Source organism: Chryseobacterium sp. MYb7 (assembly GCF_002979455.1).
In the GTDB taxonomy this organism is placed as follows: Bacteria; Bacteroidota; Bacteroidia; order Flavobacteriales; family Weeksellaceae; genus Chryseobacterium.
In genome coordinates, this window is record NZ_PCOU01000006.1 from 166,251 (window position 1) to 178,906 (window position 12,656).

Genomic DNA, 12,656 nt, shown 5'->3' on the forward strand with positions numbered 1-12,656 from the left:
ATCGCAATGAGCAGTTCCATTTTTAATAAAATTCTTGAGGAAAAAATTGATTTTTTTAGATATTCTTTTAAAGAGACGTCAAAAGGTCTATACTATGATGGAGTTTCAAAAAAACTAATACATCCTGGAGAATATGGTGTTTTCCGAGAAAATGTTTGTAAAGAATATCTAAGAGCAATAACACCTTTAAAATTAGACTTTGGGGCAGGTTTTATTATTAATGATAAAGGAGATGTAAGTACTCAAATTGATATTATTATTTTTGATAAAAATAATACTCCATTAATTGAGAATAATGAGAAACAAAAGTTTTTTCCTGTAGAAACTGTAGTAGGAATTGTTGAAGTAAAATCTGATTTAAATAAGTTGCAATTAAAAGAGGCTTTAAATAAGTTGGCAAGGAATAAAATTTTAAAAGAAAAAATGACAACACCCTCAGTGATTACAAGAGAGGAAGCAGGTTTCGATCCGGAAAATTACGCATATGATAATATTTTCTCAGTTTTAATCTGTAACAAATTCAATTTTAATTTTGATAATATTTGTAATGAAATAGATGGATTCTATGAACAAGACATTTTGACAAGACAAAAACATAATCTTATTATTAGTGTTGAAGATGGTTTATTGGCTTATTATGATGAAAATCGTAAAATTGTAATGTATCCTAAAATCAACCAATATGAATTTAAACACAGTTTGATTAGGCCACCTGTTGAAAATTCAAATTTGCATTTGAAAGTTGCAGGGTCTTATATATTTATGGGAACTAGTAGTGCTAGTATATATTATCCTGAAATAACAGATTATTTAGGAATTCAATTAAACGGTGGTATTTTTTCTTATCAAGAATAATATATAAATAATATTTTACTTGCCCATAAAAAGAAGACAGACTATTCAGGATGATGAATTTTTTATCACACCAGCTTAAAAATTACATTATGTTTACCGAATTATTTATAAATTAGAGCGTTAAAATTCAAGCTGTTATTATTTTTTAAAAACTAATAAAAATTCGACCAAATTATAATATAACCATGGCAGAATATTACGCAAAATCAAGCAATTCTTTATCTTTTGAAGTCACAAGAGAAGAAAAATTAATTGGAAAACTTACTTATACAAGCTGGTTTAAATTTAATGCTGCCATTGAAATTGCAGGTGGACAAATCTATCAGGTGGAGCCAAAAGGGTTTTGGGGAACAACCATCGAGCTTAAAGATCATGAAAGAGTACTTCTGAAATTCAGAATGAACTGGAATGGGGAAATTGTGGTGCAGACCTATTTTGATGGGATTAAAAATGGCTATCTTTTTAAACACAGAGGCATTTTTAAAGAATCATTTGTCCTCACAGATCAGGATGGCGTAGAGCTGATGGTGATAAAACCCCATCTGAAATGGACTTCCCTGAATTATGAATACCAGATTACTACATCTGATGCTTTTGAAACCTTTCCGGAAAAAGAAATTGTTTTAATCAACGCACTCCATTGTGCCAATTATTATATGTCGATGATGGCATCTGCCGTGATATAGAAAAGTAATTTTATATATTAAAAGCAATGTAATTCTGACACAGAATGAAGTTCTGCAAACATTGTTCAAAGAATCTCATTAATAATAAACTTGTTTACACTTTTTTGAACCATTAAGATTGCATTAAGGTGTTTAGAGTATTAAGATGAGCTTCGCTTTAAGCTTAAAAATCAGAATGATTTATCTTAACTATGCTTTACTGCTTAAATCCTTCTTAATGGTTTAAGAAATATCCAATATTTTTTGATAAGTCTAAACAACTCCAATGTATGTTGTTGTCAATAAGATAAATAATCCCTAACTACTTTTCCAAAGCCTTTGAAACAGCCAAACTGTCTTCCAGCAATCTATAGCGTGTAATGTTATTATTTTGAATACACATCTGAATACAGAATAAAGACTCTACAATATGGCCTGTTTCAAGCATTTTCGTTACAAATTCTCCAGTGATCACTGCATTTTCATCATCGTTGAAAATATGATCAATTTTTGCAGAAACGGGTTCCGTATTTTTCCATAACAGTTCAAAAAAGGCGGAGACTTCCTGCTTACTATTTCTTATTCCCAGCCATGGCGCTTTTTGTTCATCACCAGAGATATACCAGTCTACAGTATCAGAAAAAAGACCAGTTAATTCTGTTAGATTTCTTTCCGACATAAACTGTAGAAATTGCTGAATGGTTTCTTGGATATTGTTGCTCATTTTTAAAAATTATAATCAATCATTAGCTTTACTTGAGTCATGAAGATAAGAAAAATTTAAATTCTAATTGTTGTTTATTTTCATAAAATCCATTATTGAAGGGCTGTTTCATGAAGATAGTTTTATGATTTGTATCATGTTTTTATTTAGAATTAATAAAAATAAGATAATTTTGCAGAACTAACTTAATTATAAACATGAAAAAAACGATTATTTCTGCAGCTCTATTAGCCGTAACGATGCTGAGTGCCCAGGAAACAGATACCATCAGAGTAGCTGAAATCCAGTCCGTATCGCTCCAGGGAACTCATAATTACAGAACCAAAAAATCTGAATCCATTGCAAGGCTTCCTCTGGAAAACCTTGAAAACCCTACAGTTTACAACCTTGTTCCCAAAGAAATCATCAGTGAAATGGGGGCAATGGACTTCAACACAGCCATGGCTTCTGCTCCCGGAGTAGTCGTAAGCAACAGTGTTAATGACAGCGGAAACGATATTTTCATGAGAGGATTTAGTTCAAACGCCAGTTTTAGAAACGGATTGACTCAAAACCCAAGAGTACAGTCGGAGATCGCTAATATCGAGAGAGTAGAAGTAATTAAAGGGCCATCCGGAACCTTATTTGGAGGAACACTTGCCAATTATGGAGGTGTTGTAAATATTGTAACTAAAAAACCGCAGGAAAACTTCGGAGGAATTATCAATTATACCACAGGAAGCTGGGGAATGAACAGAATTACAGCCGATGTAAATACTCCTTTGAACAAAGAAAAAACAGCGTTAGCAAGATTCAATTTGGCAGCTTACTCTCAGGATTCTTTTCAGGATGCAGGCTATAACAAAGGTTTGTTCTTCTCAGGAAGTGTTTTATATAAAGTAAGTGACAAAACCACAGTAACACTTGATACTGAGTTTCATGCACCGGACAAAACATTGAATGCTTATGTAAGAAACTCAGAAAAACTGACTTTACATTCGATGAAAGATCTGGAAGTAGCCTATAAAAGAGCATTTACAAGTAATGATATCGGTTCCAAAAGAACCAATTTTGTGACGATGGCTGAGGTAACTCATCAATTTAATGACCAGTGGACATCAAGAACATCTTACCAAAGAGGAGAAGCCAATGAAAATGAATCGATCTTTTTAGTGCTTAGATATTTGAATAATAATCAGGTAGAAAGAATGATCCGTCCTTTTGACAGCTTTAAAGTGACAACCGATAATATTCAGCAGAATTTTACAGGGGATTTTAAAATAGGAAACCTAAGAAACCGCCTTGTAGTAGGAATAGACTACTTCCAGCAAAGAACAAAATATCAGTTTCCTTATTACGAAGCCAACGGATACAGCAATGTTTTCATGCCTTATGACAAAGTAAATCTGGACAGTTCTTCAGCATGGGATCCTATCTCAAGAAACAAATTCATGAATAAGGAGAGAAAATCTACCGAATCAGATATCACAACATTCAGAACAATCAGCGGATATATTTCTGATGTTTTGAATATCACAGATAACTTATTGGTAATGGCAAGTTTGAGAGTAGACAGTTATAAAAATGACGATACAGTAGTAAACGGTGTAGAAATCTCTACCAAAAACGGATATCCTGAAAATAAAGTCTCAGGTTACAGCCAGACCCAGTTTTCACCAAAGTTCGGATTGGTGTATGAGATAGTAAAAGATCAGATTTCATTCTTTGCCAATTATGTGAATGGATTTAAAAACTATGCCCCGTCACTGAATGAAACCGGTGTTTTGACAAAATGGGATCCGGAACAGGGAAATCAGATTGAAACAGGTTTTAAAGTAGATCTTTTTCATAAAAAATTATTGACAACCGTAAGTTATTATAATATTAATGTTAAAAACAGACTGGTTGCAGATCCTGGTGGAATAGGAAGTATTCAGGATGGGAATATTAAAAGTCAAGGACTGGAAATAGGCATCATTGCCAATCCTTTTAAAGGATGGAATATCGTTGTAGGATACGGATATAACGACGACAAATATGATGACCGAAGCAAAGACAGCGGAAAAAGAATGGCCTGGACACCAAAGCATGTAGCCAACCTATGGACAAGCTACAAAATTATGGATGGTGCATATGAAGGGCTTGGTTTCGGGGCCGGATTTAATTTTGTAGATCAAACCTACATTAATATCATCAATCATTTTCTAGCCCCATCTTATACGACGGTAGGTGCTACCATTTTCTATGACAAGAAAAAATACAGAATCGGTTTGAAAATGAATAATGCGTTGAATGAAAGCTACTGGAACTTCTATGGACAGCCACAGAAACCAAGAGAAATCCTTGCCAATTTTGCCTTCAAATTTTAATCATAAAAAACAAAAAATAATCTCAACGAAAATATAAGGATGAAAACCGCAAAGGTGCAAAACTTTGATTTATAATAAATGTTTCTGATGCCTTCGAATATGCTAAAGTAAACGGCAGCAGGAATAACTCTTTTCACTTTACAAACACGCCATTATAAACTCTATTGCGCCTTTGTATTTTCTAACCTTACATTTTTGAGTGAATGAAAACAGATATGGAGAATAAAAAAACTAATCCTAAAAAAAAGCAGGGAAAATCCCTTACCAAAAGGATCACGGGCTGGCTGCATCTCTGGCTCGGGCTGGTTTCCGGGATTATTGTGCTTACCGTTACTCTTTCGGGGACTGTATTTGTCTTTTGTGACGAAATTATTGATCTGTGTGGCGGAAATGCCAAATATGTTACTGCTCCCGCTCATGCTAAAAAAATGACTCCTGAAAAATTGCTTGCCCAGTTTCATAAACAGGTTCCGGACAGAAAAGCATTTTATTTTGATACTTATAAAGAAACAGACAGAAGTTTCAGGGTAGCTTCAGCAACCAAGCCTCCAAAAGATAAAAACGCGGATAAAACAGAGAAGCCCAAGAAGAAAGAACGAGGTCCACGAGGGGTATTTGCTTATCATTATCTCAATCCTTACACCGGAAAACTCATTGGTTCTACAAAAAGCTATGAGTTTTTCTATGTTGTAGCCCATATTCACGCCCAGTTGTTGGCTGGGAAATTCGGGAAAACAGTGGTTGGAATTGCCTCAATCATCTTCTTTATTCAGCTCATCGGTGGATTAATTCTCTGGTGGCCTAAAAAATGGAACAAAACAACAAGAACAACCGCTTTTAAAATCAAATCCGGAACAAAATGGCGCAGGAAAAACTATGACTTTCATAATGTTTTTGGATTCTATTCATTGCTTCCGGGCGTGTTCATTACTATTACAGGACTGATTATGGCGTATGAGGTCTTAACCAATCTTACCCAGCAGGCTTTTGGTGGAGCTGTGGATACCCATACCATCGCAGAAAAATATGAACCTAAGTTTGATTCAGATAAAAAAGTATTGTCCTATACCGATTTTGTAGACAGAAAATTCAAAGAGTTTCCGGAGGCGAAGCAGTTCAGAATGAGTATTCCAAGAAATGATTCCGCAACGGTGTATCATATTGGGGTAGCTCAGTTTATTGGTTTGAAAAGCCTTGTCAACGGAAAAAGTATGGAAACCAACAAATACACCGGAAAAGAAATTGATTATCCTAAAGAAGTTCAGATGCATGAAGTGATAGAACATATGAATTTCGATCTTCACGTAGGCTATTGGGGAGGAATGTTCGGTAAAATATTCACCTTCATTATCGGAATTATCTGTACAAGTCTCCCGGTTACCGGATTCCTGATCTGGTGGGGCAGAAGAAACAAATCACCCAAAAAGAATAACGAAATTAAAAATATTCATCAACACAGAAAAGACTCACACCATGAACAACTGGTTTAAAATGATTTACCTTCCCTTATTTTTATTGTTTTCTTTGGGAAAAGCCCAGGAAAAACTGACGATAGGAGAGAAGCAGAACTTATTTTCAAAAGTTTTAAACGAAAACAGAGAAATCTGGATTCATCTGCCTAAAACGTATAACGACAATACCATCAATCCCGCAAAATATCCGGTCATCTATCTTTTAGACGGAGAAATCAATTTTGAATATTATACAGGATTAACGGATTTCATCGCCAGAACACCGTATGCCGATATCCCGGAATGTATTGTTGTCGGAATTAAAAACACAGAAAGAACTAGAGATCTTACCCCGACAAAATCTGAAAAGAAAAGTCCGGTAAATCCTGCTCTTACTCTTTTTGCAGACAGCGGAGGTGGTGAAAACTTCGTGAAATTCATGCAGGAAGAGCTGAAACCTTTTATCAGCAAAAACTACAGAACTCAGGATTATTCTGTGTTGGTAGGTCATTCTTTCGGAGGACTGTTTGCCATCAATACCTTCCTTTTACATCCTGATTATTTTAATGCTTATGTTGCCAATGATCCCAGTTTATGGTGGGATAATAAAGTGACTATTTCCAGAACGAAAGATTATCTGGAAAAGAATAAGAACTTTCCTGCGAAAAAATTTTTGTATGTTTCCCAGGCAGATAATGAAGAACAGCAGAAAAACTGGAATTCTGATATGACACAGGCCATTGAAGAATTTAAAGGAATTATAGAAAAGAACGGAACTCTAAACTATAAACATAGTTTTTTTGCAGGAGAAACCCACGGAACAGTTTCTTATCCCGGAAATTATGAAGCTTTAAAGTTTATATTTAAAGGGTTCAGAACCGATATAAAACAGTTGACAAAAAATCCCAAACTGCTGGAAGAAGATTATCAAAAGTTTTCCGAAAAAATGGGAGCAGATTTTAAACCCTCTGAGGCCTATCTGAATGTAGTGATCAAATTCATGAAAAGTAATGGTTTCAAAGAACCTGAAACCTATTTTATGAGCCTGAAAGACAAATATTATCCTAAGAAATAGTAACAAAAAAAGCAAATCTGTTCATCAACAGATTTGCTTTTTGTATGTATTATAATCCAAGGGATAAGTTTTGGCTGAAGCCAATGGAATATTTCTAAAAAGTAAAAACGGGCTAAAGCCCGTTCCTATTGAATATTTTTCTCTCAGATTTTGCTGATTGAGCAGACTTATTCATCAATGATTATCCATCCAGTTTGTCATTCCGTAGGAATCCAGGTAAACCTTTTCCAAAAGTTAATGTCTGTTATCACAATTAATCGGAAAATCCTTCTCTTTTTGATCTAAAAAACTAACAGAAGGACAGCCAAAAGATTGTGCAATGAATCCGAAAATAACAGGAGGTTTTCCCTTAAAAAGATGGCCTGTATATTGGAAAATATTGGCTTCATCAGCATCTATTCCATAAAGAGGAAGGAATTCTCCACCATCACTTCCTGCAAGACTAAAAGTTTTCTCAGCAATCTTTTCCTTACGATCATTGATGACTGCAAGTTTACGCTCCACAGTATTTCCCTCTTCAAGATAATCCTGCAGATAATAGGTCATATTTTCATATTGTGACTGATAAGTTTTTCCCTGAGCCAGTTTTGAGTGAGAAAAGTATTTTTTTGAAATATCAGCTCCGGCTTTTTGCCATTTCACAGGCTTCATCTTGTTTTCTATAAAAGGGTTTTTATTTCCAAAATAAGCAATGGCATTATTATATCGGTCGTAGTCTGTTGTTTTTTGATGAGTTGCTACCTGAAATCCCATCATATAAGAATCCGGATCTAAATCTTCACTGTCTGAGTAAGGACTTAAATACGCGACTGCTTTTAATTGGCTGACTGGCATTCTTTGAAGTTTGTTAGAGCCATACTCATAAATATACAGAGAATCATTTTCTGTAAGGCGAATCCCGCTGAGCAGTTTTTTTCTGCTGGAGGCATCCAGTTCAAAATGCTGGCGTTCTTCGAAAGACATATGCTTATAATTTTTAACAATATCCGAAGGAATCGGTTGCTCACCTTTATAAATATCTGAAATAGAAATGAAAATATCCATATCAGAATCTTTTTCTGCGGATGAGATGATAGACAGACTGAAAATATTAAAGTCGCTGTAATCTATTTTCTCTTCAGTTTTTACTGTTTTTATAGTATCATTCGTGATTTTTGGTTCTGTAGTTGCTACTTTTTTCTCTTCTTTCTGGCAGCTAACAATAACCAATTGAAAAAATAAAAGGACTGCGACAGTTTTAAGCTTCATCATCTTTCTTAATAATTTATAGTATTCTAATTCATTTTATAATAAGGCTCCGAAAAGTATTTGCTGGGTTTGATATAAGCCATTTTTCTATCAGCATCAAAGATCCAAATAAACCGGCGGAGCATATCGGCACCCAGATAACTTACATTTTGTGTTTTAAGTTCTCCGGAGAAAAACCCTACGGAAACATCTTTAAACACACTATTCCCCAATTTAAAAAAAGGAAGAACGGCCTGTTTGGTTGTTAATGTCTTACCTTCAGAATTTTTCAGAGTTTTTTCTCCGGTTACCTTCAGTTTTTTTTCCAGGCTCTTTTCTTCTGCAAACTCGTTGCTGTACAGAAGTGCTCCGGAAAATCCTGATTGTAAAACAAAATAAGCTTCTTGTTGCTGGTGTCCATCAATAATATTATCTGCGGCAAGATAAAAGCCTTCATGATCTAAGATGATACTGATAGGCTGGTAATCTTTCAGATCAGGCATCTTGTTGTACATGACAAACTGGTTGTTATCATAATCAATTTTAAATATTTTCCCTTCAAAAATTCCGGTTCCGATTTTTCCATCAGCTTCATGTCCTGTTAACTGATTATCAAAAAAGCGAACGTTTTTCTGAGTAATTTCCCCAATTTGTACGGTATTATAATCACTGAGTTCTTCTTTGCCGAAAATAATATGTTTTGCTTTCCGCTTGCCATCAGGAGAAATAGCGTAATCTTTCATGGCGATTTGGAACATCAGATTTAATGAATCCTTTTTGTTGACAAGGGTTTTGACAATAATATTATTGTGCTTTGTGATTCTGAAGGGGATGGTCTGTTGTGCTTTCATACCATAAAATCCGGCAGAAAGCAGTATAAAAAGTACTGTTTGTTTGAGCATTATCAGTGATTAGTGTTTTAAAACTTTAAAATTACCTATTATCTTTGGAAAAGCAAATATTAAAATGAAATGGTTGAAAAATTGCTTCAAAGTGGAATCTATTGGGAAAAGAAAGAATTCAGGAGAAATGAGTTTCTAAAGATTTCAGGCAGTACGGATACCAACATTTATTATATTGAAAGTGGAAGTGCCCGGATTTTTATGATGGATGAAAATGAGGAAAGGATTATTCGTTTCGGGTATACCGGAAATATTATTGTAAGCCTGGACTCTTTTTTATCGGAAAAACCTTCAGATCTTTATATTCAGGCGATTAAAAAAACAACGGTAAAAAGGGCTTCAAAAAAAGATTTTTATAAGTTTATACAATCAGATGAAGAACACATGAAATTTTGGATGAACGTTCTAGAAGATCTCGTATTGCAGCAGCTTGAAAGAGAAAAAGATCTGTTGATTCATGCTCCGGGAGAACGTTTTGAGAGAGTTTTAAAACGAAGTCCGAAGCTGTTTCAGGAAGTTCCCAATAAATATATCGCCAATTATCTGAGAATGTCACCTGAAACGTTGTCCAGACTCAAAAAATCTTGAGTTCAGTCAAGATTAAAAAAAAGAAGGATCAGCATATTTGCATAAAAAACGTAATGAAAATTTCAACCTTAGAATTACTGAATGAATTAAGAAATAGAACTGAAGGACATTTACACTTTGCTGAAGTGTTGTCTTTAAAGACAGAAAATGATCTGAATTTCAGAACTTCAGCAGAAAGTTGGAGTACATTGGAATGTCTGGAGCATCTTAATCGCTACGGAGATTTTTATATTCCCGAAATCAGCCGCAATATTTCTTCTGCCAATAAGTCTCCTCAGTCTTATTTTAAACCCGGAATTCTTGGGAATTATTTTGCTAAAAGTATGCTTCCTAAAGAAAAACTGAATACAATGAAAACGCTTAAAGCAATGAATCCAATCAACAGTCAGCTGAATAAAAATGTAATAGATATATTTATAAAGCAACAGGAAAATTTGCTTGAATTACTGCAAGAAGCACAATATGTTGATCTGGAAAAGGCAAAAATAAATATCAGTATTTCCAAACTGATCAAACTGAAGCTAGGAGATACCTTCCGTTTTGTTATTTATCATAATGCAAGACATATTGAGCAGATTCAGGGAATACTCAGCTTATGAAGTTGGAGTTATTGATGAACTTTTCATAGTTTTGCTGCGCTAAAAGCCTTTTATGAAAAAATATTTATTAGGAATTTTATTCTTCTCAGTTTTATCATGTGGAAGTTCAGATGATTTAGACCATCAGATCCCCAATAATGATCAGCCATTAGGTAAAATTAAAACACTTACCATTAAAGATGAAGAACTGGCAAATGGTACGGTTTCCCTTATCGAAAAACTAGATTTTAAGTTTGAATACAACAATGATAAATTGTTTAAGATCTGGGATGTTAATGGCAATTATACCGAAAATTTTGACTATACTAATGGATTACTAACCTCGATTTCTATCGAAGGAAACTCTTATCCCGGATTGTCTAATCCTTCTCCGTTTAGTGAAAAAAGAAAGCTTATTTATGATGATAATCAGAGACTTATAAAAGTGGAAAATTTAAATCCAGGCTACGAAAAGAATTTCAAAACTTTTGAATATCCATCTGCAGATGTCATTATAGTTAAAAACTATATTAATTACTACGGAACGCCGTTCAACACAGAAATGCTTAAAGTATTTATAAGTAACCAGAATGTTATAAAAGTTGAAAGATATGAGGAAGGAAACTTATCCAAGCTAAGGGATGTGATAACTTATGAATATGACCAGAATATAAACCCTGATTTTTTGATTAACAGAAACAGGATACTGGCATTACCTGAATATGCTTATAATATTTTTATGCTTCAGGATTACTCACAAATCTCTAGGAATAATATAAGTAAAAAAGTTGTTTATTATTTCGGGTCGCTGCCTGATAGCCCGAAAAAAGAAATTAAAATGGTTTCTCAATATCAAAATGATGGTCTACCCTCCATAATTTATTATCAGGAGAAGATTTCCGATAATATTCCAAATGATTATTTGAGAGTATCTGCTGCTTATGGATATTAAATTATTTTTTTACATACATTTAAACCTCGTAAGAAAACTTATGAGGTTTTTTATTGTTATAAAATGGAAATACACCAAAAAAATATATCAACCCCACTGGGAGAAATGATCGCTTGTGCTGTAGATCAGGGAATTTGTCTGCTTGAATTCACAGACCGTAAGAATATTGAAAAACAACTGAAGACTTTATCAAAGGTTCTAAAGGCTGAAATTGTAGAAAATGAACATCTCCATTTTGCCCAGTTGGAAAAAGAACTGAAAGAATATTTTGAGGGGCAAAGAAGTCATTTTGATGTTCCGCTGTTGACTACAGGAACTGAGTTTCAGGAAAAAGTATGGAAGCTTCTCCGCGAAATCCCGATGGGAGAAATAAGAACCTATAAACAGCAGTCAGAAATACTGGGAAACCCCAAGGCGATCCGTGCCGTAGGAACAGCCAACGGAATCAATAAAATTGCCATTTTAATTCCCTGTCATCGTGTGATAGGCTCTAACGGTGAGTTGGTAGGCTATGCTGGAGGAGTCTGGAGAAAACAAAAACTATTGGAGCTGGAAAAGGCTATTTTGTTTTAGAAATAGTAAAAAACATTTTTATACTTATCTTTCACTACTTAAAATAAGTTTTTCCATCTTTTTATGAAATCGAAAATCCCTGATATTTTAATTTTTTCCAGACTGATTATCGGATTTATTATCATTTCTTTAAGCCTTCTGAAAATCGAAAACTATCAAATAATTGCAGTTATTTTGTTATCAATCGGATTATTGACGGATATTTTTGATGGAATTATCGCCCGGCATCTGAATGTTTCCACACAAAAACTCAGACGTTTGGATTCTACCGTTGATCAGATATTTTTCATATTAGTAGGAGTTGCTGTTTATATAATGTGTCCGGAGTTTTTTGAAGCAAATGCTTTCAAAGTAATCATTCTTATAGGAGCTGAAGCTCTTATTTATCTGGTAAGCTTTTTAAAATTCAGAAAAGAGGTAGCTACACATTCTATCGGTGCCAAGATCTGGACTTTATTGCTTTTTGGAACACTGGTCCAGGTAATTTTACAATGTCAGTCAGTTGTTTTATTTACTCTTTGTTTTTGGGTTGGATTGTTGACAAGAGCAGAGATTATAGCTATTCTTTTCATATTGAAAACCTGGACGAATGATGTTCCTTCCGTTTTTCATTCAATACAATTGAGAAAAGGGAAAGCTATTAAGAAAAGTAAAATATTTAATAGTTAATAATTTACTTTTTATAAGGATTTGGTTAAAAATATCTTTGTAGAAATAT

13 protein-coding genes are annotated in these 12,656 nt (G+C 34.1%); 10 read left to right on the plus strand and 3 right to left on the minus strand.

Annotated features, from left to right (window positions below; genetic code table 11):
- Positions 1-6: 6 nt before the first annotated feature.
- Positions 7-855, plus strand: a complete 849-nt coding sequence (locus tag CQ046_RS07385) for a DUF6602 domain-containing protein (RefSeq protein ID WP_105701634.1) — start codon at positions 7-9, stop codon at positions 853-855.
- A 185-nt stretch (positions 856-1,040) separates the two neighbouring features.
- Positions 1,041-1,541, plus strand: coding sequence for a hypothetical protein (locus CQ046_RS07390; RefSeq protein WP_105701635.1), 501 nt, complete (start codon positions 1,041-1,043; stop codon positions 1,539-1,541).
- A gap of 301 nt (positions 1,542-1,842) precedes the next feature.
- On the opposite strand, the gene CQ046_RS07395 is transcribed toward CQ046_RS07390, so the two are convergent.
- Complete coding sequence (locus CQ046_RS07395; protein ID WP_105701636.1) at positions 1,843-2,244, minus strand: nuclear transport factor 2 family protein; 402 nt, start codon at positions 2,242-2,244, stop codon at positions 1,843-1,845.
- Positions 2,245-2,441: 197 nt separating this feature from the next.
- Here CQ046_RS07395 and CQ046_RS07400 point away from each other — a divergent pair, with 197 nt between their 5' ends.
- The 3 genes from CQ046_RS07400 (at position 2,442) to CQ046_RS07410 (ending at position 7,118) form a co-directional block, all read left to right on the plus strand.
- Positions 2,442-4,592, plus strand: a complete 2,151-nt coding sequence (locus CQ046_RS07400) for a TonB-dependent siderophore receptor (protein ID WP_105701637.1) — start codon at positions 2,442-2,444, stop codon at positions 4,590-4,592.
- A gap of 215 nt (positions 4,593-4,807) precedes the next feature.
- Complete coding sequence (locus CQ046_RS07405; protein WP_228406898.1) at positions 4,808-6,082, plus strand: PepSY-associated TM helix domain-containing protein; 1,275 nt, start codon at positions 4,808-4,810, stop codon at positions 6,080-6,082.
- A complete protein-coding gene (locus CQ046_RS07410) occupies positions 6,066-7,118 on the plus strand; it encodes an alpha/beta hydrolase (protein WP_105701639.1) in 1,053 nt (350 codons plus the stop codon). Before CQ046_RS07405 ends, CQ046_RS07410 begins: the two co-directional genes overlap by 17 nt.
- A 234-nt stretch (positions 7,119-7,352) precedes the next feature.
- Here the strand turns inward: CQ046_RS07410 and CQ046_RS07415 are convergent, their stop codons facing one another.
- Together CQ046_RS07415 and CQ046_RS07420 are read right to left on the minus strand one after the other, a co-directional pair.
- Positions 7,353-8,369, minus strand: coding sequence for a hypothetical protein (locus tag CQ046_RS07415; RefSeq protein ID WP_105701640.1), 1,017 nt, complete (start codon positions 8,367-8,369; stop codon positions 7,353-7,355).
- Positions 8,370-8,392: 23 nt separating this feature from the next.
- Positions 8,393-9,247, minus strand: coding sequence for a hypothetical protein (locus CQ046_RS07420; RefSeq protein WP_105701641.1), 855 nt, complete (start codon positions 9,245-9,247; stop codon positions 8,393-8,395).
- Positions 9,248-9,316: 69 nt separating this feature from the next.
- Between CQ046_RS07420 and CQ046_RS07425 the strand changes: the two genes are divergently transcribed.
- From CQ046_RS07425 to CQ046_RS07445, 5 genes are all read left to right on the plus strand, one after another.
- Positions 9,317-9,835 (plus strand): Crp/Fnr family transcriptional regulator, encoded by a 519-nt coding sequence (locus tag CQ046_RS07425; RefSeq protein ID WP_105701642.1) that lies wholly within the window; start codon positions 9,317-9,319, stop codon positions 9,833-9,835.
- 53 nt (positions 9,836-9,888) lie between these two features.
- Positions 9,889-10,434: a DinB family protein gene (locus CQ046_RS07430; RefSeq protein WP_105701643.1), complete on the plus strand. Its 546-nt coding sequence runs from the start codon at positions 9,889-9,891 to the stop codon at positions 10,432-10,434.
- 52 nt (positions 10,435-10,486) lie between these two features.
- Complete coding sequence (locus CQ046_RS07435; RefSeq protein ID WP_105701644.1) at positions 10,487-11,365, plus strand: hypothetical protein; 879 nt, start codon at positions 10,487-10,489, stop codon at positions 11,363-11,365.
- 63 nt (positions 11,366-11,428) lie between these two features.
- Positions 11,429-11,938 (plus strand): methylated-DNA--[protein]-cysteine S-methyltransferase, encoded by a 510-nt coding sequence (locus CQ046_RS07440; RefSeq protein ID WP_105701645.1) that lies wholly within the window; start codon positions 11,429-11,431, stop codon positions 11,936-11,938.
- Between the two features lie 63 nt (positions 11,939-12,001).
- Entirely contained in the window at positions 12,002-12,607 is a 606-nt protein-coding gene (locus tag CQ046_RS07445; protein WP_105701646.1) for a CDP-alcohol phosphatidyltransferase family protein, read from the plus strand.
- The last annotated feature ends 49 nt before the right edge of the window (positions 12,608-12,656 follow it).

Bases quoted from the DNA above. Each gene is read 5' to 3' on its own strand.
- CQ046_RS07385 (WP_105701634.1), top strand. From the start codon at position 7: ATGAGCAGTTCCATTTTTAATAAAATTCTTGAGGAAAAAATTGATTTT.
- CQ046_RS07390 (WP_105701635.1), top strand. From the start codon at position 1,041: ATGGCAGAATATTACGCAAAATCAAGCAATTCTTTATCTTTTGAAGTC.
- CQ046_RS07395 (WP_105701636.1), bottom strand. From the start codon at position 2,244: ATGAGCAACAATATCCAAGAAACCATTCAGCAATTTCTACAGTTTATG.
- CQ046_RS07400 (WP_105701637.1), top strand. From the start codon at position 2,442: ATGAAAAAAACGATTATTTCTGCAGCTCTATTAGCCGTAACGATGCTG.
- CQ046_RS07405 (WP_228406898.1), top strand. From the start codon at position 4,808: ATGGAGAATAAAAAAACTAATCCTAAAAAAAAGCAGGGAAAATCCCTT.
- CQ046_RS07410 (WP_105701639.1), top strand. From the start codon at position 6,066: ATGAACAACTGGTTTAAAATGATTTACCTTCCCTTATTTTTATTGTTT.
- CQ046_RS07415 (WP_105701640.1), bottom strand. From the start codon at position 8,369: ATGATGAAGCTTAAAACTGTCGCAGTCCTTTTATTTTTTCAATTGGTT.
- CQ046_RS07420 (WP_105701641.1), bottom strand. From the start codon at position 9,247: ATGCTCAAACAAACAGTACTTTTTATACTGCTTTCTGCCGGATTTTAT.
- CQ046_RS07425 (WP_105701642.1), top strand. From the start codon at position 9,317: ATGGTTGAAAAATTGCTTCAAAGTGGAATCTATTGGGAAAAGAAAGAA.
- CQ046_RS07430 (WP_105701643.1), top strand. From the start codon at position 9,889: ATGAAAATTTCAACCTTAGAATTACTGAATGAATTAAGAAATAGAACT.
- CQ046_RS07435 (WP_105701644.1), top strand. From the start codon at position 10,487: ATGAAAAAATATTTATTAGGAATTTTATTCTTCTCAGTTTTATCATGT.
- CQ046_RS07440 (WP_105701645.1), top strand. From the start codon at position 11,429: ATGGAAATACACCAAAAAAATATATCAACCCCACTGGGAGAAATGATC.
- CQ046_RS07445 (WP_105701646.1), top strand. From the start codon at position 12,002: ATGAAATCGAAAATCCCTGATATTTTAATTTTTTCCAGACTGATTATC.